A 25192-nucleotide genomic window follows, 5' to 3' on the forward strand; every position below is an offset into this window, starting at 1 on the left:
ATTCTCTTTTACCACCTTTTCCCTTTAACAAACTAAATAAATTCACAAAAAATAATATAATTATTTAAGTTAACCATGATTTGTTCTTTAATTGAAAGGGAATGATGAGTAAGAATCAGTGTTAAGTAAAAGGAGGTTTAACTAACATGAATCTATCTATTGGATTAATCCCTTCTCCTGATATGCCTCATAAATTAATTAATAAAATTTATTCAGAACTTCCAAAAGATTTCACAAAACATGTAGATAATGGCGTGGAATGGCAATTCGACATACATGTTGCATCTATGATTGGGACTGCAGAACATATGGATAAAGTTTTGGATATTGCATCCAATATGAAACAGCAAAAAAATTGGGATTATACAATTTGTATTACGGATTTACCTAACTTTTCTAAAAATAAAAGTGCATTATATGATATTGATTTTGATACTAAAACAGCGCTTTTATCATTACCAGCGTTAGGAACAGTTAAGTTAAAAGAGAAATTAAGACAATGCTTAATATTTATTGTTGAATACTTGCATTCTTCTGGTAGAAACAAAAGCACTTTAAACTTTAAACATTTTAAATTAACTCAATTTAAAGAAGTTATTCCTAAGGACCATAATGAAAATCATAGATCTCGCATTATCGCCAAATCTACATTTTTAGGTTGGCTCCATTTAATTTGCGGCATGACTTTTGCCAATGAACCTTGGTCTGCAATTTTTGATTTCAAAAAAATCATTTCTGTTTCATTTGCCACAGGAACTTATATTGCAATATTTTCTACACCTTGGGATATCAGTCTAGATTATAGTTATTGGCGGTTTATTTTACTGATGCTACTCTCTGTATTAGGCATGGTTGGTTGGTTAATTTATTCTTATAAATTATGGGAAAGACCTAGTGCTAATACACAAAAACTTTATCGCTTTATTTATAACATTACGACTTTTACAACCTTATTGACCATTACCTTTTTAAATTTTATAGTACTATATATTTTACTATCTTTAAGTACAATACTATTTGTACCGCCGGAGTTATTTTCAAATTGGACATCGTTAAACAGTAAGCATCCAACTATTTTAAACTATATTAATTTAATTTGGTTTATTACATCATTAGGTATTCTTGCTGGAGCTATGGGATCCACTGTTGAAAACGCTGAAAAAATTAAACGCGTGACTTATTCTTTCAGACAATACTATAGATCTAAATCATTGGAACAAGAAGATGAAGACAGCTCTAGTGCCTATGCTAAAGCTGATTACTACGAAGGCGAAAAACAATCACATCACGAGGAGGGATTAAATGAACACAACAACAGCTAAAATAGGTATCATTGCTGCACCGGGAGTAACTGAAAAAATTGCTCGTAACCTTGAAATTGAGTTACCTAATATTCTTAGTGAGCGATATGATCATTCAGTTAAATGGGAAATCGATACAATTATTGATCCTTTAACTGGTTCAGCTGAAAGCGTCCAACAAATTTTTAGTAAAATAGCTGATTATCAAGAACATAATCATTGGCATTTTACAATCGGACTCACTGACCTACCGATGATTGAACAACAAAAAGTAGTTGCCTTTGATATCAATAGACAAAATGGTGCTAGTTTAATTTCTATCCCTGCTTATGGATGGCGCCCAATTAAAAAAAGAATTCAAAACTCTATATTGGCTATTTTAACAGCAATAGATGAATTTAAGCGTTCAGAAAAAAGTAATAATAACGAACATGCAATGCCACTAATGAATGCACAGTTTCCTTTAACCAATTTACAATCTCGAACTGTTTATTTTGAAAATACTACCTCTCAACATACACAATACTATGTGTCTTCAAGATCAAAAGGTATATTTCGTCTGGTTAGTGGCATGACATTTGCGAATAACCCATTTAATATGTTAAAAAGCTTAAGTAATGTTGTGGCAATTGCATTCACTACTGGTGCTTTCGGAATTATCTTTACGACTATGTGGAATTTAAGCTTTGTATATTCTGAGTGGCGCTTGTTATTAATGATGCTTGTAGCCATATTTGGTATGATGATTTGGATGATTATTGCACATAATTTATGGGAGTCCAAAAAAGAGAGCACGAATAAGCAGATTACCACCTTATATAACTTAACTACAACGATGACTTTAACTGTTTCTGTTATGATTTATTATGTCATCTTATTCTCGCTCTTTTTGGTCGCAAGTTTAATCGTACTCCCATCGGACTATTTAGGCCAAGCATTACAATTTAAGACATCTGCAAGCTTAATAACTTACATAAATTTAGCTTGGTTTGCTGCATCAATTTCGACAGTAGCAGGTGCAATAGGTGTTGGTCTAAATAATGAAACACTCATACTTGAAAGTACTTATGGATATAGACAAAAACAACGATACAAGCAATTACACAAAGAACAACAGCAACAAGAACAACAACAAAGAAAAGCGCAAGCAGATATACAGGAAAAAAGACAAGAAGAAGAACAAAAAGTTAGAAAACAACAAGATTCCAACTAGATATAAAAAGTAGAAATATTTATTATGCTACTATTAATTTTTCAAATTTATAGCGACTTCACAAAAACTACATTAAATTATAAGATTTAAATATAAAACAAGCCAATGTCATCGATTTTAACTATCGTGATATTGGCTTATATTGTATTATTCATAAGATAATTTAATTGCTTGTCTAGCATTTTGACAATTATGTTGAATACTCATTAAAGAAGTTCTAATGTGCGTGTATTGTGGTAAAGTTGTAATTTCTTGAACATTGATATTAGAACCAATTTCAAAATGTTTTGCTATATTTTCAAATACTAATAAATATTCTCCCATGGTTTCATCATCAATATGGTAACGTTTCTCATTACTTAACGCTCTCGTCAGCATAAAGCTAATTTCTTCTAATGCATATATACTAGGATAATAATATTGTATAACCATTTTATTACTAAATACTTCACCATTCGCACTGTTATATATTTGTTTCATATTATTTAGTTGGACACTTAAATGCAACATTTTTGTTTTATCACGTTCTCTGGATGAGTATTTGTTGCTTGAAAACAAGTAATGAAATAACACCGCTTCATTACGTGCCACTGTGGCAAGCGTGCCCGGTAACATTGAAGATGCAGTCTTTCTACCTATTACAAGTAACAAAATAACGGCAATAATAATACCAACAATCACATCGATAATTCTTGGAAGTGCTATTAAAATTGAAAGATGGTTTGATGCTAAGCCATTTAATAATATAACTTGGATTGTGATAAATATAACTGCAAATGAATAATTTGCACCTACAAACATTTCTGTTACCCCTGCTGCAACCGCAAGGAGTATGATAGCGATAGGTACAGGTGGCGTAGATAATAATATTAATGACAGTACAAGCACACCAATAATCGTACCAATGCCTCTTGATCCTGCACGTTCAAAGCTGTGTAATGTTGTTGAGCCCAATAATACTGTATGTGTACTAAGCGGAATCCAATATGCTTTGTCAAAATCAAACATCAATGTGATAAAAATTGCAATTGCCATGATAACGATATAGCGGATTGTATTTCTAAAGACAAATGAATCTATTGTCAAATTTGTAACTAAGCGATGACCGTAAATAGGTACACGTATATCTACTTCGTGTTCCAGCTGTGCATCATTTGCATTCATAATAGCATCAACTTTAAATATATTATCTACAAGTTTTTGATAAGCTTCATCAATATCAACTTGTTGTGTCCATGTTTTATTTGTCTTACCTTGCGTATATACTAAATTGATAACATAGTCCACCATCAATTTAATATCTTGAGGTAAAGGGCGCACATTTTTTTCATTTAATTCCAGTAATTCTGAATGTATACCTTGCGCAATATTATGTAACAAGATTAACCGCTGGAATTGCGGTGACTTTTGAGATTTGGCAGAACTTGCAGTGATGAGCTGGTTATCTGTATTTCTAAAAGCCGTCACCGCAAACCGAGATGCTTTTGAAAATGCTTTTGGATCATCAAAATTATAAACTAACTGTTTTATAATATTATAGTCATTTTTAATTGATTTAACTTCAGCTGATTCTTTTGAAAGTAAAATCACAACAATTACTACAAATGTTGCTAATAAACCTCCAATAAATACTGCAATACCTCTTGTTATTGCTTCATCTGGAGCAACTGGTAAATTGATTGGCAAACTGAATGCCACAATGAAAAAAGTTGACGAAGGTCCAGGAATATTTAATGAACTAAATACATAATATGGTACTACTGCTACAATCAATAACAAAATTCCAAATATGATTGGTTGATTGACAGTCAACGTACCTAACATCATCGATATTGCAAATACGATTGATGTAAAGAATACCGTACGAAGTTTAGATTTTGCCGTACCGCCAAACACATAAATATGTGCTAACGTACCTGTTGAAATTAATAGACCGATTGAAAAATAACCGACTAAATAGCCAATCATTAAAGGCAAAAACATTAATATAGCCTGTCTAATACCTTTAGCAACATCGATTTTCATTGCATTAAATTTTGTGAGTGACTTTAAATATTTAATCAATGGCGGTTCACATCTCCTTTTCATTTTATTTTAGCAATGATATAGCGTATGAAATAATAGCAAAACATAAAAAAGACGGGTGTTAGAAATCTAAAATTTATATTTCGATTTCATAGTCCCGTCCCCGTTAAGGTCATTTTATTTTGTGAAAAGCTTATTATACATAGATTTAAATATGAATACACTGTTGCTATACAATATTATAGATATTTAATTTATCCTTCAGCTCACTTTAACGAATACATGTATCTACAAATGGGAAGTTAATTGTAAAATTGTTCATTTCACAAATTTTGGTTGAGAAATCATATACATTTTATTTAACGATTACTAAACTATTTTAACACTTTTATTGAATTCTGCTAGAGCATTTCCTACAAATCGTTTAAATGAAAATGTTAAATCATGACTATATTCTGCTATAACTCGTATTTTTATTCTGATTGTTTGATATCTTCATGCACTGTAGAATAATCAATATCAGATTCTAAAAATGTTGCGTTATTTACTGGGAAATGTTGTTCAAGTGTTTCAATATTGCTTATTTCTACATCGCCATGATTCATTTCAAAATCTAAAACATGCCCGCCTACTGTTTTATCTCTATCTACAAAATGCAAATGGAAACCTCCAGCAGCTATGCCATGAAAAAGTGTTGGTGCATAAAAACCTACTATTGTACCGTCAATTTGGTCATAATGATATTCAGGTTGTTGTTTAGCAGATTCAATTAATTTAGTATATGGCTTTTCTTGCTTTGGCATCATTCTGACATGTACATTTTCAAATTTCCCAGATATTTTAACTGCAAAAAATAAATTTTCACTGGCAGCGTGGCTTTTTGTTTTATTTAATAAATTTTCAGAATCGGTAATGTGTCTCACATCAAAGCTTACATCTGGTTTGAATGGTGTCACAGTAGAAAAAGGTGTCATTTCACTACCATCCAACTGTTTGAAATTACCATGAGCATCAGCATGATAAGCGACACCATCTAATATAATAACTTCACCGTCTGATCCTGTTAACGTGCCGATACCTAAATCACCATGTTTTAAAATTTCATTCATTTCCATAGTGCCTTCTAATAATCCAGCCATCAAAGTACCAAGCGTGCCATGTTGATATAGCATGATATTTTCTCTCCTTATATCAATATTAATTTTAAATATTTCGCTCTTTACAATTATTTACAACATATTATTATACAATATAATTGCATTTTTCAATATCTTTGTGCTCACATAGTGTTATGCGAACCCTGAATATTTATCGATATCAATCTTATATGCTTATTTTAAAATTATGATAAAAATAAACTTTGATTTCACTAATTATATACATTCAAGTACTAAATAAGTAAACACAAACTTCGATTCGCCAAGATGATGCCCACAAGTTCAATCCTTACGCTACAATATTTCAAAAAAATGAAAGCGTCCTTTTCTATTCAATTGAATTAGAAATGGACGCTTATGCGTTATTCACAGATGATTATCTTCTATTGGCTTATTTTCATAATTATTTAATTGAAGCAACTTCTATTTTAGGCGCTTCAAGTAAATAATTTTCTATTTCTTTAAAAAATGTTTGAAAATGTTCAGATTGATTATGTGCTTCCAAAGCAGCTTCATCTTTATATTTTTCTATAAAAGCAAAAGTTTGAGGTTCATTCGTATTTTCAAAGTGATCATAATATAATGCGCCTTCTTCTTTATTTGCTGCAATGACTAAACGTTCAACCTCTGCTAAATAATTTTCTCTATGCTCCACTTTAATCTTCATTACTGCAGTTACTAGAATCATGTATAACCTCCTGTGATAATCGTTTTTGCAAAACTAATTTTTAGAGATATTAAAGTTCTTCTTTTTCAATGATTAGCGGTTGATCTGGTTTAACAAAAAACCACATAATTATTGCAAATACTACTGGGATAATAACTAATTCTAACGTCACTGTCCAGCCAACAATATCAACCATCATACCTGCTAATAAAGGACTCAGTAATGCACCGATATTTCCCCATAAATTCATCCATCCAGATACTGAACCAGAGAAATTACGTCCTAAATCTGTAGCTGCTGCCCAACTCATTCCTGTAGCAATTCCTATTCCGCCTAAACATAATGACAGCCATAGCACATTTGTTACTAAATTGTTTGTTTGAATTGACATGAATAATGAGATACAAAATACCACAAACCCAATAATCGCAATAGACGCTCTCGCAACAAATCTTGATTTTCCATTTTGTAATAATTTATCAGAGATAGCACCGCCACATAATATTAACAAGAACATAGCAATCCAAGGTGCGCCCGCTGCCCAAGCCATATCAGGATCAGTTAATTTAACATTATATTGTTCGGTTAGATATGTAGGTAACCATATTAAGAATAGTGACACAACAAAATATTGTGCTGCCAATGCATAAAAGCTAAATCTTCTTAGGAAAATATTCCACGGAGCGTTACTTTTTTCTGTTTTAATGATATCACGATTTTCCATAATATATCTTTTTTCTGCTTCATTAACCATTTTATGTTGTTCCGGTAAATCTTTTGAAATAATAATCCATAATAATGCAATGACGATACCAATAGCACCAAAAATATAAAATACAGCTTGCCATCCAAACATATTAACGATAGCAATCGTAACTACAGGTGCAATCACTGGCCCAAAATATGAACCTGCCAACAATGCACTCGAAGCACGCCCTTTTTCACCTTTCGCAAACCAAAATGAGTTAAACACTGCATTCGAAGGATACATAGGTGCTTCACCTATACCAAATAAAAAACGTACAGCATACAATAAACCATGATTTTTAACAACACCAGTTAAAATCGTGAAAGCACTCCACCATACGAGCGCGACTGTCAACATTTTTTTAGATCCAAACTTTTCTGCCAAAAAGCCTGAAGGTACTTGCATCAACGCATAACCTAACGAGAAAAATGATGCTAATAAACCAAACTGTGTTTTTGTCAAATGTAAATCTTCCATCATAGGTCCTGCAATAATTGAAATATTCGATCTATCCATATAAGCAATTACACCTATAATAAAAAACGCAATAGCAAAATACCATCTTATATTTGTTCTTTTTTGTTCCATTTTTTTTACCCACACTCTCTCCCTATATCACTAGTCATCATATGACCTATTGTGTTTCTAGATATTACCACAATATGAAATCGCTTACAATAACTTTTTTCATTTTTTTATAACACGCTGTAAATTCGTGTGATCAACATACAGCGTTTATGTGACAAATATTGGGAGCATTTCTATTTCTACTTTTAAAAATCTTAGGTATTAGCTATCACATTAGTTAAACTATGTTCCTCATAGGCATATAGTTTAGTGTGACTTTACCGCAATAAATCATTTAATTACTTTTGTGCCACCTTAAAATATGCATTAAGCATTAATTTAGATTATAATACAGAAGTAATTATAAAATATCATCACGTTTTATTATGAAAAGGAGCAACATTTATCACTATGGAACAAATACTGACAAACTTTATAAATGCTTGGGGTTATACTGCAATCGCAATATTAATCCTACTAGAAAATATATTACCTTTTATTCCATCTGAAATTATTTTGACATTTGCTGGGCTTATGACAGTTAAATCTGATTTATCTATACCTTTACTTTTTATCATATCTACCATTTCATCATTAATCGGTTTAATCATACTTTATTACATCAGTAGCATTGTCTCCGAAGCACGTTTATATCGTTTTGTAGATAAATATGGAAAATGGATCAAACTCAAAGGAAAAGATATCGCTCGCGCTAATGAATGGTTTAAAAAATATGGTGCAGTTGCAGTCTTTGTTTGTCGTTTTATTCCTGTTTTACGTGTATTAATCACTATACCAGCAGGCATTAATAGAATGAATATTTTTGTATTTACCATCCTTTCGTTGATAGGTACTACAATTTGGAACATTGCACTCATTTTCTTAGGTAGCATGTTGAGCAACAGTTTTGATATGTTAATGAATGGCTTACACACTTATTCATATATTATGTATGTCATCATCGCTATAGCTGTGATATATCTCTTTATTCGAATCTACAAAAAAAACCGCACACATCAATAAATGTATGCTTTGAAGTAGTTAGAAAACTTTTACAACACATGGTCATATGACTTATATCTATCTTAGCAATCAGACAAAATCCAAACGGGTTTTTGTCTGATTTTTTTTATAAAAAAAAGACTAACTTCCCCCTTCGAAGTTAGCCTTTCACGAACTTTAATTTCTCCCTAAACTTTTGAGCAGAAAATTTTCTATTATTTATGTGCTCATTGAATATTTATATAATTAAAATACTACCCCTTTATCAAACTACACTGATAACGATTAATTATTACCTTTTACTATTTGACGAACTTCTTCTAAATCGCCTTCTACATCAATTTGAGGTTTCTTCGTCATTTTACTAACTAAAATTGTAACAATTAAACTTGTTAAAAATCCTGGAACAATCTCATATAAATTAAAGAAATCATTAATTTCACCTAATGGTTTAACAAACGCAATCCAAACAATTACAACAATTGCACCTGATACCATTCCGCTGACTGCACCAGTACGACTTAAACCTTTCCAATATAAACTCATTAATACAAGTGGTCCAAATGCAGCACCAAAACCTGCCCAAGCGTTACCTACAAGATTCAAAATTGTATCATTAGGTGACCATGCAATTATAATTGATACAATTGCAACTAAAATAACTGACATACGTCCAACAAAAACGAATTCTTTTTCATGTTTTTTTGCTGCTTCCTCACCACGGAACAATTTATAAAAATCTTCGGTTAGTGAACTTGATGTCACCAATAGTTGTGACGAAATCGTACTCATAATAGCCGCTAAAATAGCTGCAAGTAAGAAACCACCAACAAGTGGATGGAACAATATTTGACCCATTAATATAAACAATGTTTCTGGATCCTCAAGTGTTACTCCACCGCGATTGACAAATGTAATACCTACAAGGCCAACTCCAACTGCACCTAACAAGCTAATTGCCATCCAACCTATACCAAAACGTCTTGCTGTCGGTAATTGCTTCACTGATTTAATAGACATAAAACGTACAATAATATGTGGCTGTCCAAAATAACCTAAGCCCCAAGCAAAGAATGATATGATACCAATGACTGTTGTACCTTTAAATAAATCAAGGTTTGTCGGTTTCAAATCTGCCGCTTGCGATAAAGTATCCAACCCACTTAATTGCATCATTGCTACTACTGGTACCATTACCATAGCAATTAACATGATTACCCCTTGGAAAAAGTCTGTTAAGGACACGGCTAAATAGCCGCCAAAGAAAGTATATGCAATTACAATAATAGCAACTAATAATAATCCAAAATGATAGTTTAAGCCAAATGCACTATCAAATAATTTACCGCCTGCGACCATTCCGGAATGTGTATAAAGTGTAAAGAACACGACAATAATACCACCTGATATAATTTTGATCACATTCGATTGATCATCTAAACGATTTCTAAAGAAATCAGGTAATGTTATAGCATCTCCAGCTTTTTCTGTATACACACGTAACCGTGGAGCCACAACGAGATAATTTATGTATGCACCAATTGTCAGACCAATTGCCAACCAAGCAGCTGATAATCCTGTCGTATAAACTTCACCAGGCAGCCCCATAATCATCCAACCACTCATATCCGAGGCCCCAGCTGATAATGCTGTAACATATGGTCCTATGCTTCTACCGCCTAACATATATTCACTGATATTACCTGTCGCTTGTTTATAGCCGTAATATCCAATGACTAATAACACAACAAAATAAGCACCAAGCATAATATATGTCTGCCAGTTTGGATTTACTTGACTCGATAACGATGCTCCCAATGTAAACATAAAATAAACTCCCTTTATATAATTTTGTTACATGCACTTATTATACAAAAGTTAAAAATTTTTTAAACCGCTATTTTAAAAATAATTTTTATAAATGTATTTCAAAACGCCTATAACACGCTTTGAACAATTGTTATTAAGCTATTTTTATCGTTTGAAATAATATGTGTATTTTTATAATTACAGGGTTAAATAATCATTTTTTAAATTCAAAAAAATGTATGTTTCCTGCAATATTTACATTTATATGCGATTTAATGTATTTGAGTAACATCATTATTTATAAGAATTTTATCGCTTTTTTGACAAAAAAATGAAGTCATTTATATTAATTAAAATATAGTCTAAATAATATAATCAATACTAGACACCCACCCCAAAATTAATGCTACAATATTACACATACAATGGAAACGTTTTACTAAATATAATGAGTAACAAAACTACCTAATTGGAGTGACATAAATAATGCATGATGCAACAGAAAAAAGCGTAAAAGAAAAATATTTAGATTTATTATCTCAACAATTTAATAACAGAGAGGAATTAGCAACTGAAATTATAAATCTTGAATCTATTTTAGAACTTCCTAAAGGCACGGAACATTTCGTCAGTGACCTACATGGTGAATTCCATGCATTTCAGCATGTATTAAGGAATGGTTCAGGAAATGTTCGATCTAAAATCAGTGATATATTTCAAGATACATTAACACGCCAAGAAATAAATGAGTTTTCAGCACTTGTATATTATCCAGAGGAAAAATTAAAATTAATTAAAAATAGTTTCACCTCAAAAGAGCGTTTAGATGAATGGTATATCACAACGATTAATCGTCTTATCAAATTAATAACTTATGCTTCTTCTAAATATACACGCACGAAATTACGCAAAACTTTACCTAAAAATTATATTTTTATAATAGAAGAACTGTTATATAAAAGTAATAAATATAATAATAAACATTCGTATTATCAAACTTTAATGAATCAAATTATTGAACTCGAACAATCAGATGACCTGATTATCGGCCTGTCCTTTACAATTCAACATCTTGTAGTGAACCACTTACATGTTGTAGGCGATATTTATGATCGTGGTCCAGAACCTGATAAAATCATGGACACTTTAATTGACTATCCTTCCGTTGATGTGCAATGGGGAAATCACGATGTCTTGTGGATTGGTGCCTATGCTGGTTCTAAAGTTTGTTTAGCAAATTTACTCAGAATTTGTGCACGTTATGATAATTTAGATATTATAGAAGATGCTTATGGTATTAATTTACGTCCTTTATTGACACTTGCTGAAAAGTATTATTCAGGTGACAATCCCGCTTTCAAACCTAAAAATGCTGAAGGACTGTCTCAATCTGAAATAGAGCAAATCACTAAAATCCATCAGGCAATCGCCATCATTCAATTTAAATTGGAAGCGCCTATCATTAAGCGCAGACCTAATTTTGAAATGGAAGAACGCTTAGTATTAGAGAGTATCGACTATGAAAATAATACAGCAACACTTTATGGTAAAACTTACACTTTAGAAAATACTTGCTTCCAAACTATCGATCCAAACAACCCTAACGCATTAACTGAAGACGAACACGAGGTAATAGAAAAATTATTATTGTCAGTACAACAATCAGAAAAATTAAAACGACATATGACATTTTTAATGCAAAAAGGCAAACTTTATCTCCCTTATAATGGCAATCTACTTATACATGGTTGTATACCTGTGGATGAAAATGGCGAAATGGAATCTATGATTATTGATGGTGAAAAATGCTATGGCAGAGATTTACTTGATCATTTTGAACACTTTGTAAGAGAAGCATTCGACCATAAAGATATACATGATGATTTAGCAACTGATCTCGTCTGGTATTTATGGACAGGTAAATATTCATCATTATTTGGAAAAAGAGCAATGACAACATTTGAACGTTATTATATTAATGATAAATCAGCACACAAAGAAACTAAAAACCCTTATTATTATTTACGCGAAGACGTAAATATGTGCAAAAAAATGTTGAAAGATTTCGGTTTAGACCCAGAAGAAGGACATATCATCAATGGTCATACACCAGTCAAAGAAATTGATGGTGAAAATCCAATCAAAGCGGAAGGAAAAATGATTGTTATCGACGGTGGATTTTCAAAAGCCTACCAATCTACAACTGGAATTGCTGGCTATACTTTACTCTATAATTCTTTTGGAATGCAGCTTGTGGCACACCAACACTTTAATTCGAAAAAACACGTCTTACTGAATGGGGCAGACGAGCTTTCTATACGCCGTGTAGTAGACAAAGAATTAAAACGTAAAAAAATACGTGATACCAATACTGGCAAAGACATACAAGAAAAAATTGATGTTTTAAAAGTATTAATGCATGATCGCTTCGTCAATTAATTTTATCAATCACTTTTTCATAAGGTGCTATTCACGTGATGCTATTATCGTGTGACTTAAAATTCAAAAAACAATAGCTCAGCAAACACTACTATGTTTCATAAAAATAAAAGAAACGTCAATTTTTATGGGCACCGTCCCCTAAAATTGTAAACCTAATAAAAATGCTATTTTCTAGGCTGCTAACTCCCTAAATTCCACAGGGAATTAGCAGCCTAATTTTTATTAAATGCTAACCGTTTAATTATTTTCACTTCACTTGTTCAACCATATTATCGTTTTCGTTCTTTCAAAAAATACATATGTATATTCGATATAAACTTTTCCATTTATTTCTATTTTCTTTTAAGATAAAATAAATCATTGTGATGTTTATTAAATAAGTATGTTCACCATATGAATGGCAAGAAAGGATTCCAACTATATGTCTAATTTAAAAGAAAGTATCGCGGTCGCTTTTGCGTTTGTAGGTGTTGTTGTGGGCGCTGGCTTTGCAACTGGACAAGAAATTTTTCAATTTTTTACGAGTAATGGTAGATACAGTGTTTTAGGCGTTATTATAACCGGACTTATCATTACTATCGCCGGTGTACTTGTATTAAATACAGGATATCGATTGCGTTCTCACAGCCATACCGAGCCCATAAAGTATTATCTTCCTCGAACAATTGCAACAATTTTTGATATTATATTAACTCTGTTTTTACTTGCATTAGCAATGATTATGACAGCTGGTGGAGTTTCAACGATTCATGAAAGTTTTGGTATACCATATGCCATTAGCGCTTTAATTTTAGTAATTATTATATTGGCTACTTTGTTCTTAAAATTCGACCGTTTAATAACTGTTTTAGGCATGGTCACACCATTTTTAGTCATTATTGTCTCATTGATTGCTATTTATTATTTCACTACTGGAAGCTTTGATTTTAACTCAGCATCACAATACGCCAATAGTGGCAATCGGACAGATAGATGGTGGTGGTTTGATGCAATTAACTATGGCAGTTTACAAATTGCAGCTGCGTTTAGTTTTCTTTCTGTAATGGGAGGACGCATGAAATCTGAGAAGGCAACATATTTGGGCGGTATTTTAGGTGGCATCATTATAACGTTTTTATTATTAATGTTGAACCTTGGAATGGTAACAGAATTCACAAACATAATAAACGTATCATTACCGTCGTTATTATTGGCAAACCATATTTCACCTGTGATTGGTCATTTTATGGCAATTATCATGATATTAGTTATTTATAATACGGTTGTGGGCTTAATGTATGCATTTGCTTCTCGTTTCACAGAACCATACCAACAAAACTATTATATATTAATTATAATTATCGCAATCATTACATTTGCTACTACATTTATTGGCTTTATTGAGTTAATTGGAAAAGTATTTCCATTAATGGGTCTCTTCGGTTTTATTTTGTTAATACCTATATTAATTAAAGGCATCTTTTATAAATCTCATTCATCATAATAAAAATCCCTAGACAAGTGTTTCAATATTATGTTCATTTAATCAGATGTGATCAAAATATTGAATGAGTCTAGGGGTATTCTATTTTGTTAGCAACGCCTTTTATATAAAACGCTAAGCAAACTGATATTGGTTAATCTTTTAATAATGATTGGCCCGCAATGATACCTTCTCGTGTGAGTTCATGACTGTTTACCCATAGTTCCTTAACTGTTGCACCTCTTTGTTTAAATATATCAATAACATTTTGACTATCCTGAACAGAAACAATTGGGTCATTTTCACCCATTGATAATAATACCTTGGTATAAGATAAATCTTTATCATTTATTGAATCTAAAGGATATAAAGGTGCATACAGTAACGCTTTGTTAAATGAAATATCAGGGTGTAACATCATGCTTATAGCTATATTAGAACCATTAGAGAAACCTACTGGGACAGCCTTAGCTAAATCAAAATGATAAGTTGCAGCCGCTTCTTTTAAAAATTGAATTAAATTGTTTGTTCTATATTTCAAATCTTCAACATCATATTGACCTTCACCATATCTCTTGAAGAAACGATTCATACCATTTTCCGATACTTCACCTCTTACACTTAATACATTATAGCTAGGGTTTAACGCTTGCGCTAAAGGTAAAAGATCATTTTCATCGCCACCAGTACCATGCAATAGGATAAAAGTTGGTCCGTTTAAATCACCTTTTTTAAAGATGTGTTCCATTATTCATCATCTCCTTTTAAAATAGTTATATTCGAATGGGTGGTAATAAATTCAATAATGCTTCTCTGCGTTCTTCATATTGTGGTGGTAACATAAGATGTGTACCCAAATCTTCAAATCGTTCATCTATCGTGAATCCAGGTCCTTCAGTAGCAAACTCAAAAATAATGCCGCCACGTTCTTTCATGTAAATAGCATTGAAATAATTACGATCTTTAATGTCAGTTACATGATAGCCTTTGTCTTTCATTTTCATTTGCCAAGCTTTGTGAGCATCATCATTAGGTACTGACCACGCAATATGATGTACTACACCGACGCCCCATCGTACACGGACATTGGCTACCTCTTTTCTAACTATCACGTGATGTTGCCATTCACCCTTAGTTTTTAGGTGAACATGATGATCGTTTTCACTTACTAGCTCTATACCCATATCCTCATTCAATGTTCGTACTGTTTGATGTGGCTCAGTTGATAACATGCTAACACCATGAAAACCTAAAATATTTCCTCCATTATCATATGAATGCCCTTCATCGGCTTCCACAAGTGCTAATGGCAACTCATGTATATCTGAAAATTCGACCGTAGCTTTATCAAATAATTGTGTTCTCACTGTCTCTATCCCATGTGATTGTAAATGTGTTTCCCAATGTTCCAATGATCCATTAGGCACCCGAAATGCTATACGTTGAACCTGACCAGAACCTATCCGTCCTTTATAATTGTTAGGCCAATTAAAAAATGTCAGTATCGTTCCATTATCTACATTGCCATTTGCAAAATATAGATGATACGTGGAAGGATCATCAAAATTCACTGTTTTCTTAATTAATTTTAAATTGAGTATATCTCTATAAAATTGAATATTCTCTTCTGGATTACCTACAATCGCCGAAATGTGATGAATATGACTGATATCTTCCATAAAATAACCACCTTCTCATTTTGTAATTTCAAGGTTTAAACAATCTTTCATTTTTAATGCGAACGTTTTGTGTCAAACGGACGTATTTCTGATTCAATATAATCACGTTGTTCTTCTAAGAATGGTGGTAATGCAAGACTTTCGCCCAATGTTTCATATGGCTCATCTCCCATAAATCCAGGGCCGTCAGTAGAAACTTCAATCAAAATATGGCCAATACGTGCATATAATGCTTCAAAATAAAATCTGTCTACTAACCCAGAATTCCCTATACCATACTGTTCATATTTTTCTAACCACTTAGATATTGCCTCATGATCTTTTAATCTGAATGAAACATGATGCACCTCTCCATAACCTTGTCTCGCTTCTGGACCAGTTGTATCTTTTCTTAAAAATACTTGACCTCCATTGCCACCTTCGCCTACTTCTAATACTGCAACGTTTTCTTCCTCTATAATCGTTGTCATATCAAATATATTTTCTAAAATCTTTTTAAAATCTTCAAAATAACTAACTGTTATTTCAATCGGACCTAAACCATAAATTGCTTTATCTGTTGGTACTGGACCTTCTTTCCAAGGTTGTCCAGGTGCCACGCCTTTATTATTTTCATCCGAAATTAATTGGTAACTTTGTCCATCTGATTCTTCAAATGGTAATACTTTTTTACCAAATAGTGTTTGAATGCCTTCATGTTTAATATTATATTCATTAAATCTTTGTTCATAATATGCTAACGCTGCATCATCAGGCACACGAAATGACGGACGTGTAATTGAATTGGTACCAGAATGCCCTTTGGGAACATTAGGAAAATCAAAAAATGTCATATCAGTACCAGGAGAACCTACATCATCTGCAAAGAATGTATGATAAGTATATATATCATCTTGATTTACAGTCTTTTTAACAAGTCTCATTCCTAATACTTCAGTAAAAAATTTATAATTTCGTTCAGCATCATCTGTGATTGCTGTTACATGGTGTATTCCTAATAATTGATTGTTTGTCATAATAAAACTCCTTTTTCATTATATTTATCTCGATTTCGAAGTAATTTTGAGTAAAATTTTTAAGTGCTACGACTTATTAATAGGTTGAGCACTTAATTTTTTTAAAGCTAGTTGTAATATTGTTAATTCTTCGTTTGAAAGTATTGAGAAAGTTGATTGTAACGTAGCCGCATGTTCTGGAAATATATCATTCATTAATGCTTGACCTTCGTCAGTTATTGAAGCATTGGTTACGCGTTTATCTTGTACATTTCGAATTCTTACTACATATCCTTTGGCTTCTAACTTATCAACGACATATGTGATACTGCTACTCGCAATTAAAACTCTGTCACCAATACGCTGTATCGGCTGGTCGCCTTTATTATATAATAACTCTAAAACTGCAAACTCCGTTATATTCAAGCCGTAACGTTGGATATCATTTCTTACGATTTGTTCTAAATGATCTACGGTTCGATTTAAACCAATAAAAGTATTCAACGACTCTTTAGTACGATTCATTGCATCACCAACTTCCAATTTATTTCGAATTCGAGATAAATTATAATATCTCTTCAGACATAAGTCAACAAATAAGGTATAAAAAATATACTTATTATTAAAATGGCAACAACATTAAAAGTACTTAACATTATTTCTCAACCAGTTTCTTTCTCTCTTATAAGTGGTATATATCATAATGTGGAGGTGTCATAATGAATAAATTATTTATTAACAATCAATTTGTAGAAAGTGAGTCTAATGACACAATGAATGTCATTAATCCTGCGACAGAAGAAATCATAGACACAATTACATTTGCGACGGAAAATGAAGTTAATTCTGCTGTGGAAAAATCTAAACAAGCACAATTAGAATGGGAAAAAGTCCCTCAGCCAACACGGGCAGACCATGTGAAAATGTTAATCCCTTTATTAGAAGAACATAAAGATAAAATTGCAAAATTATATGTTCAAGAACAAGGGAAAACTCTCATTTCTGCAATCGGTGAAATAGACAAGGCAATACACTTTATAGACTATATGACAAGTCAAAGTATGAATAGCAAAGGTGAAGTCATTCAAAATAGTCGCGAAAATGAAACGATACAATTAACAAAAAAACCTATTGGCGTAACTGCAGGTATCGTTCCATGGAATGCACCTATCATGGTCTTAATGAGAAAAGTCATTCCTGCTGTAATCACAGGTTGTTCTGTAGTAATTAAACCAAGTGAGGAAACATCATTAGTCACTCTAAAAATTGCAGAGTTGTTTCGCCAATCAACGATCCCTGCAGGTCTCATTCAAATTATCCCTGGTAAAGGAGAAACTGTCGGTACACAATTAGCAGAGCATCCAGATATACAATTAATATCAATTACAGGTAGTATGCGTGCTGGTAAATCTGTTTATGCCAAGAGTGCTCAAACGGTTAAAAAAGTTAATCTTGAACTCGGCGGCAATGCGCCTGTAATAGTGACACCAAATGCGAATTTAGATAAGGCCGTTGATTACATTGTTACTGCTAGAATTAATAACGCAGGACAAGTATGTACTTGCCCTGAACGAATCTTTGTACACCATGATATCCATGAAACGTTCATTAATAAGCTAAAAGACAAAATGGAAACTTTAAATGTAGGAGATCCATTTGATGATCAAACTGATTTCGGTGCAATTATCAATCAAAAACAATTAGATAGCATCGATGAAAAAGTTCAAAATGCAATTCATAGCGGTGCTAAATTAATTACAGGTGGTAACATAATTGATCGTTCCGGTTATTTTTATGAACCAACGATTTTAGATCAAGTAAGTCCAGACGACGAAGCTTTCAAAGAAGAAATTTTCGGACCTGTACTACCTATCGTACAATATTCTGACTTTGAAGAAACTATTGAACAAGCCAATCATACAAACGCTGGTTTATCTTCTTATATATTTTCAGAAGATTTAAAAGAAGTAATGATAGCCACTGAACGTCTTAAATTTGGTGAAGTTTATGCAAATTGTGAAGCAGAAGAAGTTGTGAATGGATATCATGCTGGTTGGAGAGAATCAGGTCTCGGAGGCGCTGACGGTATTCGTGGACTTGAAGAATATTACAATACAACAGTGTCTTACATTAGATATGATTAAAAGTGTTAAATGTTTAAAAATACACAACATGTTTAAATGACTAAATGCATGTTAAGCAAACTGTAACAGCAATTTCTTTTACAAAAATAAAATAGTCTGGGACATTAAGTTCTTGGACAAGTTAAAAAGGCATTTCTATCGAAATAATATAGAAATTGCCTTTTTCATTTTGTGTTTGTTTTTGTGACAGCCACATCATTCGGATACGATGATTAAGCAGTTTTTCTATTTTACGACCATAGCATACGGATTGTGTGTAGGCATATAGCATAATTTTTAATATCATTTTAGGATGATATGATGTAACACCACGATGATGTTTGAATTCATCGAATACATTTTCAGAGATTGCTTCAACGATTTCATTAACATGTCGTGACAAATACATATAAATGCGACGTATTTTGGCGAGACGCTTGAGGGAACAGGACAACCTGAAGTCTACAGGTTGAGCTGTTCTCTAAGAAAGCGAGCCAACAATATGAAGTATTAAATAAAAAAGAAGCAATCAGATGGATTAAATTAAATCATCTGATTGCTATTTTTCTGGTATTTATGTCCCAATCTCTTTAATCATTATATGGATAGTTCGAAATTTTTCATCAAATATGTTATCTGACGTTTAGGATTTAGTACAAAATATTGTTATCCTGACATCAATATGATTGTAATTACTGATTAAGTGCTCTATTTAATGATTTCATATTTTCTTTCATTAAAGATTGATAAGTAATCTGTTTATCCTTTACTTCTTCTTTTGATAAGGTTGCCATATTATGAAATTTTAGCGGGGTTGTATTAGATTCCTTTTGAATAACATCTGTAACTTTAGAAGTGATATTTTGTTCATATAATACATAAGGTTGTTTAGTTTTATCTATATTCTGAACGATATTCATTAGTTCACGTTGACTAGGTTCTTCATTATTCATGCCACTAACACCTCGCTGATTAAACTGATAGCGATTTGCTAGATAACCTATAGAGTCATGAGAAATTACGACTGTATCACGTTTAGGATGTTGTGTAATCCGCTTCATCTCATTATCAATTTCGTCGATATCTTTGATCAAATGATTGTAGTTACGCGTGTAATACGTTTTGTGTTTAGGATCCTTCTCGATTAAATCATTTTTAATCACCTTAGCAAATTTTTTATTCAACACAGGATCTAGCCATACATGTGGGTCTTGTTCCCCATGATCATGACCTTCATGATGATTGTGATTGTCATGTTCATCATGGTTTTCATGTTCATCATGTTCTTCGTGATTTGCAATTAAATCATGGTGACTAAGATGTGCAGCAACAGGTAATTTCAAGTTATCATTATTAATTGAACGTGCAATTTTCTTAGCCACGGGATCCATTTCTTCATTTGAATAGATAAACAAATCACTTTTAGCGATATTAATCATTTCTTTTTGTGTAGGTTCAAAAGAATGCATGTCAGCACCGGGGGGATAAATCGAATCAACATCTACATATTTGCCCCCGATTTGATCAGTAAAACTTTGGAATGCAAATGCTGTCGTATATATTTTTAATTTATTATTCGAACTGACGTCTTTTTTTTCAGAATTTATATTTCCGCATGCACTTAACAATACGATAAATATACAGGTCAGAATAAGTAACATAATTTTTTTCAAAAAACGCCCCTCCAAATCGAAATTATTCCGTTAAAACTATAAACTTATTTTCACATTTTTTCAATGGTTTTTTGTTATTCGACAATATTTAATGACATCATTGATGATTAAAATACGTGCTTATTTTTAATATTTGTTTAACTTAAGGTGAAATGTGATATTTAATATATATGACGTTAATAACATGGAGGTGTTAGAATGGCGGAAATTAAACAAGGTACGAATAAGTTTTATATAGGCGATAACGAAGACAATCCACAAGCAGAGATTACATTTCAACCTCAAGGTGATAATCAAATAACTATTGATCATACAGGCGTACCAGATGAGCTTGGTGGCCAAGGTTTAGGTTCTCAACTTGTAAAATCAGTTGTTGACTATGCACGAGACAACAATTTAAAAGTCTCTGCGACATGTCCTTTTGCTAAATCAGTTATTGAGAAAAAACCAGAATTCCAAGATGTTTATGCAGGTTAATTGCTTGCCTACAAACTTCTTTAAGTTCCAAAATAAATTTGGATATAAACAGCTCAAGCTAAATCACAAATATGAATGAGTCTGGGACGAATCAATGATGTCCCAGACTCTTTTTTTCTTTTTATTTTTCGGATCCATATTCTATTCTAATGAAATTCAAACCCGCTTTTATAAATATAGCAATTGAATCTACATCAATTGTTCTTTGACTGAAGACCTTAGTTTTGATTGTTTAGCTGCATTTAAACCTTAAAATAACAGCAATTCGCGCACTTTATTATTTTTGTACTAAAATACATGATTTATCCATTTTGCAATACATACATATTATAATAAATACCATTTTTTTGAATTAGTGTTTCATGTGTCCCTTGCTCTACAATTTCTCCATGATTTAATACAAGTATTTTATCAGCATCTTGAATCGTAGATAGTCTGTGCGCAATGGCTAAAGTTGTTCTTCCTTTTCTCATTGTATTCAAAGATTGTTGTATTTGTTCTTCCGTTTCAGAATCAATATTTGCTGTCGCTTCATCTAAAATAAGTATTTTGCGATTGGTCGCAATTGTTCTTGCAAATGCTATCAATTGTCGCTCACCACTTGAAAATGAACTTCCTTTTTCAATTACTCTATGTTGATATTGATCTGACAACTTTTCAATAAAATGGTGTGCATGAACAAATTCTGCAGCTTTCTTTACTTGTTCAAATGTCATCGTTGGGTGGTACAATTTAATATTAGATGCTACAGTGCCATAAAATATAAATGCATCTTGAAGTACGAGTCCTATTTTCTGCTTTAATTCTAGTTTCGGTATTGTTTTAATTGAATGCCCATCCACTTCAATACTACCTCGCTCAAATTCATAAAAACGCATAAACAAATTGATGATGGAACTCTTTCCTGAACCTGTATGACCAACAAGCGCTACCATTTCCCCCGGATTAACGGTAAAATTAATGTTTTTAAGTACGTCTGTCTCACCATCATAGCTAAAACTCACTTCTTTAAATTCAATCTTTCCTTTGTCAATTGTATTTGATGGCACAGGTTGTTGTTCAGGCTCATACGTTTCATCGTCAATTAAAGTAAATACCCTACTCGCTGAAACCAAAGCTTGTTGTAAAATATTTAAATTTTGACTTACTTGGTTGATTGGTTCAAAAAATCGTTCCATATATTGCACAAATGCAAATACAACACCAGCTGTAATACCTGTTGTAAAACTGATGATACCAAAATAACCTAAAATCATAACTAGAGCAAAAATAGCTAGTGAACTTATTGCAGGTCTCAATAATAAGCTATCAAGTTTCACTGTTTTTAACATATATTGATAATGTTCATCATTGATATGATTGAATTCTTTGTTTAACCTTTTTTCTTGATTAAATGCCTGTATTATCTTCATACCTTCTATAGATTCTGCTAACTTTGTATTTAAATCGGACAATTTTTGTCTCGACTTTGTAAATAAAACAGCTGAGTATTTCCGATAACTCGCAAGTATGAGTATGATAACTGGTAAAAACACCAATGAAATTAAAGCTAATTTCATCTCTAAAATAAACATCATAATATAACTAGAGATCATCATGAAAATAGCTATAAGAAATGTTGAAAAAACGCCTATAATCATATCAACAATTGTCTCTGTATCATTTGTTAACCTAGATACAATACTGCCGCCTGACACCTTATCAAAATACTTCATTCCCAATTTCCCTAATTTATTAAAAGCGTCAATCCTTAATTGTTGTATCACTTTAAAAGCAAGATATTGAAAAAGATATTGACTTAAATACATTGTTACTGCACCTATTATTTGAATGCTGATAAAGATTATAATAAGCCAAATCATTGCTTGCTGAGGAAAGATACGTGGCGTAAGGTAATCATCGATAAATACCTTTACCAAATAGGGTGTTAACATACTTGCTATGGTAGATATTGTTAATGTTAAAAACGCTAAAGCAATAATCCCTTTATAAGGGGTCGTATACTTAAATAACCTAATCAAAGACTGGGCTTGGTCTTTCGCAGTTAAATTAACTTTTTCAGCCATTAGTATCGTCCCCTTTCGTTAAGTCATCTAAATTACGCGTGAGCTTTTGTTGTAAAGCTTGAGCTCGATATGTTTCGTAATACCATCCTTTTTGGTTCATCAAAGTAGTATGTGTACCTTTTTCAACAATTGTTCCTTGATCCATCACAATTATTTTATCCGCTTGTTTCACAGCGCTCATCCGATGTGCAGTAATGATATTCGTTTTTCCTTTTCTTAATTTTTCTAAATTGTTTAGTATCACTTCTTCGGTTTGAGCATCCACTGCAGAAAGAGAGTCATCAAGTATTAATACTTCTGGATTTATTAATAACGCTCTCGCAATTGATATTCTTTGTTTTTGTCCGCCTGACAATGATACGCCTCTTTCACCTACAACAGTTTGATATTGATAAGGGAAAGATAAAATATCCTCATGAATATAACTTGCTTTACTTGCTGCAAATATCTGATTGTCATCTATTTTTTCATTACTAAATGCAATATTATTTCGAATGGTAGTAGAAAATAGAAAGTGTTCCTGTGGTACATACCCAAACTGATCTCTTAAATATTGTACATTATAATCTCGAATAGGATGGTCACCATATTTGATTTCATTCGGTTCCTTTGTATCAAACTCTCTAAGTAACAATCTAATTAATGTGCTTTTCCCTGATCCAGTTCTACCAACTATGCCAACAGTAGAACCTTTACTCACTTCAAAATGCACATCATAAATGCCTTCTTCCGAATTTCCCGGGAAATTAAATTGTTTAATATTAAATTCAATATCCCCATATGGTCTTGTATTAAGTTTATAATCTGTATCTATATCATTAGGGGTGTTTCCTATTTCTTCAATTCGTTCATAAGATGCCTTTGCCCTTTGAACGATATTAAAAAATAATCCTAGTGCTAGTAATGGCCAAACAAGCATGCCTAAATAAGTCGTAAATGTAATCAGTTGACCAAGTGTGATTGTATTATTGAAAACTAATTTTGCACCAAATAAAATTGATAAAAAGTAACTCATTCCTATAACTAATGTAATTGTTGGGTCAAACAATGCATCAATTTTTGAAACTTTTAAATTTTTATTTACTACATCATCACTTAAATCTTTAAAATCTTGTTGATCACTAGCCTCATAACCAAATGTCTTAGTGACTTTAATACCAGCCACGCTTTCTTGTGTCTTATCATTCAATCTACTAAACGCTGCTTGAGCTTTTTTAAATCCTTTACTAAGTAATGAACCATAAAAACTTGTTAACAACACCATAAAAGGCAGTGGTATCATTGCAATCAGTGTTAATTTCCAGCTTACTGTTACAGCCATTGTGATAACTACGGTTCCACCAGTTATCAAAGAATCTGCAATCATTAATATCCCTGCGCCTGCAGCATTTTGCACTGCTCTGATATCATTGGTTGCATGTGCCATCAAATCACCAGTTCTTCTATTTTGATAAAAGATAGCACTCATAACTGTATATTTTTTATATAAATACGTTCTTAATGTTTGGCCTAGTTTTTGACTTGTCCCAAATATCGATAATCTCCAAATATATCTTAATACATAAGTCAAAATCGCGACCAACACTAATATAGAAAGATAAATTATTAATAATTTCGGTGTTAATTTATTAGCCACCATATAGTCAATCGTCTTACCGATAATCTGTGGTGGTAAAATTTCAATCACAGCAATCAAAAATAATGTGCTCAAACCTATAATATAACTACCTTTATGCTGTCTGAAAAACCACCCTAATTTCCAAAAGACTTGCATACACTCACCCAC

Annotated in this window: 19 protein-coding genes and 1 pseudogene; 7 read left to right on the forward strand and 13 right to left on the reverse strand. The window is 32.2% G+C overall.

Annotated features, from left to right (window positions below; genetic code table 11):
- Positions 1 to 146: 146 nt before the first annotated feature.
- The gene (locus KA926_RS05540) at positions 147 to 1322 is read left to right on the forward strand and encodes a hypothetical protein (RefSeq protein WP_107384263.1); all 1176 of its coding nucleotides are present in this window, start codon (positions 147 to 149) and stop codon (positions 1320 to 1322) included.
- The gene (locus tag KA926_RS05545) at positions 1303 to 2514 is read left to right on the forward strand and encodes a 5,10-methylene-tetrahydrofolate dehydrogenase (RefSeq protein WP_181187355.1); all 1212 of its coding nucleotides are present in this window, start codon (positions 1303 to 1305) and stop codon (positions 2512 to 2514) included. Before KA926_RS05540 ends, KA926_RS05545 begins: the two co-directional genes overlap by 20 nt.
- 147 nt (positions 2515 to 2661) lie before the next feature.
- Here KA926_RS05545 and KA926_RS05550 read toward each other — a convergent pair whose 3' ends face one another.
- The 4 genes from KA926_RS05550 to KA926_RS05565 form a co-directional block, all read right to left on the reverse strand.
- The gene (locus tag KA926_RS05550; protein WP_210143730.1) at positions 2662 to 4578 is read right to left on the reverse strand and encodes an FUSC family protein; all 1917 of its coding nucleotides are present in this window, start codon (positions 4576 to 4578) and stop codon (positions 2662 to 2664) included.
- Between the two features lie 434 nt (positions 4579 to 5012).
- Positions 5013 to 5711 (reverse strand): acetolactate decarboxylase, encoded by a 699-nt coding sequence (gene budA / locus KA926_RS05555; protein ID WP_107384260.1) that lies wholly within the window; start codon positions 5709 to 5711, stop codon positions 5013 to 5015.
- A 388-nt stretch (positions 5712 to 6099) separates the two neighbouring features.
- Positions 6100 to 6384: a putative quinol monooxygenase gene (locus tag KA926_RS05560; RefSeq protein ID WP_107384259.1), complete on the reverse strand. Its 285-nt coding sequence runs from the start codon at positions 6382 to 6384 to the stop codon at positions 6100 to 6102.
- Positions 6385 to 6433: 49 nt separating this feature from the next.
- Positions 6434 to 7699, reverse strand: coding sequence for a pyruvate MFS transporter (locus KA926_RS05565; RefSeq protein ID WP_150822030.1), 1266 nt, complete (start codon positions 7697 to 7699; stop codon positions 6434 to 6436).
- A 390-nt stretch (positions 7700 to 8089) separates the two neighbouring features.
- Between KA926_RS05565 and uptA the strand changes: the two genes are divergently transcribed.
- A complete protein-coding gene (gene uptA / locus KA926_RS05570) occupies positions 8090 to 8701 on the forward strand; it encodes an undecaprenyl phosphate transporter UptA (protein ID WP_107385963.1) in 612 nt (203 codons plus the stop codon).
- A gap of 264 nt (positions 8702 to 8965) precedes the next feature.
- Here uptA and putP read toward each other — a convergent pair whose 3' ends face one another.
- Positions 8966 to 10507 carry a sodium/proline symporter PutP gene (gene putP, locus KA926_RS05575; RefSeq protein ID WP_107384256.1) on the reverse strand — a complete coding sequence of 514 codons (1542 nt, stop codon included), beginning with the start codon at positions 10505 to 10507 and terminating at the stop codon, positions 8966 to 8968.
- Positions 10508 to 10975: 468 nt separating this feature from the next.
- Here putP and KA926_RS05580 point away from each other — a divergent pair, with 468 nt between their 5' ends.
- Both KA926_RS05580 and KA926_RS05585 read left to right on the forward strand, forming a co-directional pair.
- Positions 10976 to 12928, forward strand: coding sequence for a fructose-1,6-bisphosphatase (locus KA926_RS05580; RefSeq protein ID WP_181187354.1), 1953 nt, complete (start codon positions 10976 to 10978; stop codon positions 12926 to 12928).
- Positions 12929 to 13352: 424 nt separating this feature from the next.
- A complete protein-coding gene (locus KA926_RS05585; protein WP_107384211.1) occupies positions 13353 to 14414 on the forward strand; it encodes a YkvI family membrane protein in 1062 nt (353 codons plus the stop codon).
- A 133-nt stretch (positions 14415 to 14547) separates the two neighbouring features.
- Here KA926_RS05585 and mhqD read toward each other — a convergent pair whose 3' ends face one another.
- From mhqD to KA926_RS05605, 4 genes are all read right to left on the reverse strand, one after another.
- Positions 14548 to 15141 carry a methylhydroquinone degradation carboxylesterase MhqD gene (mhqD, locus tag KA926_RS05590; RefSeq protein ID WP_107384212.1) on the reverse strand — a complete coding sequence of 198 codons (594 nt, stop codon included), beginning with the start codon at positions 15139 to 15141 and terminating at the stop codon, positions 14548 to 14550.
- Positions 15142 to 15166: 25 nt separating this feature from the next.
- Positions 15167 to 16072, reverse strand: a complete 906-nt coding sequence (locus KA926_RS05595; RefSeq protein WP_107384213.1) for a VOC family protein — start codon at positions 16070 to 16072, stop codon at positions 15167 to 15169.
- A 53-nt stretch (positions 16073 to 16125) separates the two neighbouring features.
- Positions 16126 to 17088 carry a ring-cleaving dioxygenase MhqE gene (mhqE, locus tag KA926_RS05600; RefSeq protein ID WP_107384214.1) on the reverse strand — a complete coding sequence of 321 codons (963 nt, stop codon included), beginning with the start codon at positions 17086 to 17088 and terminating at the stop codon, positions 16126 to 16128.
- A 66-nt stretch (positions 17089 to 17154) separates the two neighbouring features.
- Complete coding sequence (locus KA926_RS05605; RefSeq protein ID WP_107384233.1) at positions 17155 to 17592, reverse strand: MarR family winged helix-turn-helix transcriptional regulator; 438 nt, start codon at positions 17590 to 17592, stop codon at positions 17155 to 17157.
- Positions 17593 to 17783: 191 nt separating this feature from the next.
- Between KA926_RS05605 and aldA the strand changes: the two genes are divergently transcribed.
- Entirely contained in the window at positions 17784 to 19211 is a 1428-nt protein-coding gene (aldA, locus tag KA926_RS05610; protein ID WP_210144068.1) for an aldehyde dehydrogenase, read from the forward strand.
- 160 nt (positions 19212 to 19371) lie between these two features.
- On the opposite strand, the pseudogene KA926_RS05615 reads toward aldA, so the two are convergent.
- Positions 19372 to 19593: pseudogene (locus tag KA926_RS05615) on the reverse strand (transposase); the annotation flags it as partial.
- Between the two features lie 289 nt (positions 19594 to 19882).
- Positions 19883 to 20863 carry a metal ABC transporter solute-binding protein, Zn/Mn family gene (locus tag KA926_RS05620; protein WP_181187352.1) on the reverse strand — a complete coding sequence of 327 codons (981 nt, stop codon included), beginning with the start codon at positions 20861 to 20863 and terminating at the stop codon, positions 19883 to 19885.
- Between the two features lie 198 nt (positions 20864 to 21061).
- Here KA926_RS05620 and KA926_RS05625 point away from each other — a divergent pair, with 198 nt between their 5' ends.
- Positions 21062 to 21340: a GNAT family N-acetyltransferase gene (locus KA926_RS05625; RefSeq protein WP_107384216.1), complete on the forward strand. Its 279-nt coding sequence runs from the start codon at positions 21062 to 21064 to the stop codon at positions 21338 to 21340.
- 302 nt (positions 21341 to 21642) lie between these two features.
- Here the strand turns inward: KA926_RS05625 and KA926_RS05630 are convergent, their stop codons facing one another.
- A complete protein-coding gene (locus KA926_RS05630; RefSeq protein WP_107384217.1) occupies positions 21643 to 23406 on the reverse strand; it encodes an ABC transporter ATP-binding protein in 1764 nt (587 codons plus the stop codon).
- Positions 23399 to 25180, reverse strand: coding sequence for an ABC transporter ATP-binding protein (locus tag KA926_RS05635; RefSeq protein WP_107504917.1), 1782 nt, complete (start codon positions 25178 to 25180; stop codon positions 23399 to 23401). Before KA926_RS05635 ends, KA926_RS05630 begins: the two co-directional genes overlap by 8 nt.
- Positions 25181 to 25192: the final 12 nt, after the last annotated feature.

This window comes from Staphylococcus sp. GDY8P94P (genome assembly GCF_017892255.1).
Lineage (GTDB): Bacteria > Bacillota > Bacilli > Staphylococcales > Staphylococcaceae > Staphylococcus > Staphylococcus cohnii.

Excerpts from the sequence above, each read along its gene's own strand:
- KA926_RS05540 (WP_107384263.1), top strand. The coding sequence starts at position 147 with ATGAATCTATCTATTGGATTAATCCCTTCTCCTGATATGCCTCATAAA.
- KA926_RS05545 (WP_181187355.1), top strand. The coding sequence starts at position 1,303 with ATGAACACAACAACAGCTAAAATAGGTATCATTGCTGCACCGGGAGTA.
- budA (WP_107384260.1), bottom strand. The coding sequence starts at position 5,711 with ATGCTATATCAACATGGCACGCTTGGTACTTTGATGGCTGGATTATTA.
- KA926_RS05560 (WP_107384259.1), bottom strand. The coding sequence starts at position 6,384 with ATGATTCTAGTAACTGCAGTAATGAAGATTAAAGTGGAGCATAGAGAA.
- KA926_RS05565 (WP_150822030.1), bottom strand. The coding sequence starts at position 7,699 with ATGGAACAAAAAAGAACAAATATAAGATGGTATTTTGCTATTGCGTTT.
- uptA (WP_107385963.1), top strand. The coding sequence starts at position 8,090 with ATGGAACAAATACTGACAAACTTTATAAATGCTTGGGGTTATACTGCA.
- putP (WP_107384256.1), bottom strand. The coding sequence starts at position 10,507 with ATGTTTACATTGGGAGCATCGTTATCGAGTCAAGTAAATCCAAACTGG.
- KA926_RS05580 (WP_181187354.1), top strand. The coding sequence starts at position 10,976 with ATGCATGATGCAACAGAAAAAAGCGTAAAAGAAAAATATTTAGATTTA.
- KA926_RS05585 (WP_107384211.1), top strand. The coding sequence starts at position 13,353 with ATGTCTAATTTAAAAGAAAGTATCGCGGTCGCTTTTGCGTTTGTAGGT.
- mhqD (WP_107384212.1), bottom strand. The coding sequence starts at position 15,141 with ATGGAACACATCTTTAAAAAAGGTGATTTAAACGGACCAACTTTTATC.
- KA926_RS05595 (WP_107384213.1), bottom strand. The coding sequence starts at position 16,072 with ATGGAAGATATCAGTCATATTCATCACATTTCGGCGATTGTAGGTAAT.
- mhqE (WP_107384214.1), bottom strand. The coding sequence starts at position 17,088 with ATGACAAACAATCAATTATTAGGAATACACCATGTAACAGCAATCACA.
- KA926_RS05605 (WP_107384233.1), bottom strand. The coding sequence starts at position 17,592 with ATGAATCGTACTAAAGAGTCGTTGAATACTTTTATTGGTTTAAATCGA.
- KA926_RS05625 (WP_107384216.1), top strand. The coding sequence starts at position 21,062 with ATGGCGGAAATTAAACAAGGTACGAATAAGTTTTATATAGGCGATAAC.
- KA926_RS05630 (WP_107384217.1), bottom strand. The coding sequence starts at position 23,406 with ATGGCTGAAAAAGTTAATTTAACTGCGAAAGACCAAGCCCAGTCTTTG.
- KA926_RS05635 (WP_107504917.1), bottom strand. The coding sequence starts at position 25,180 with ATGCAAGTCTTTTGGAAATTAGGGTGGTTTTTCAGACAGCATAAAGGT.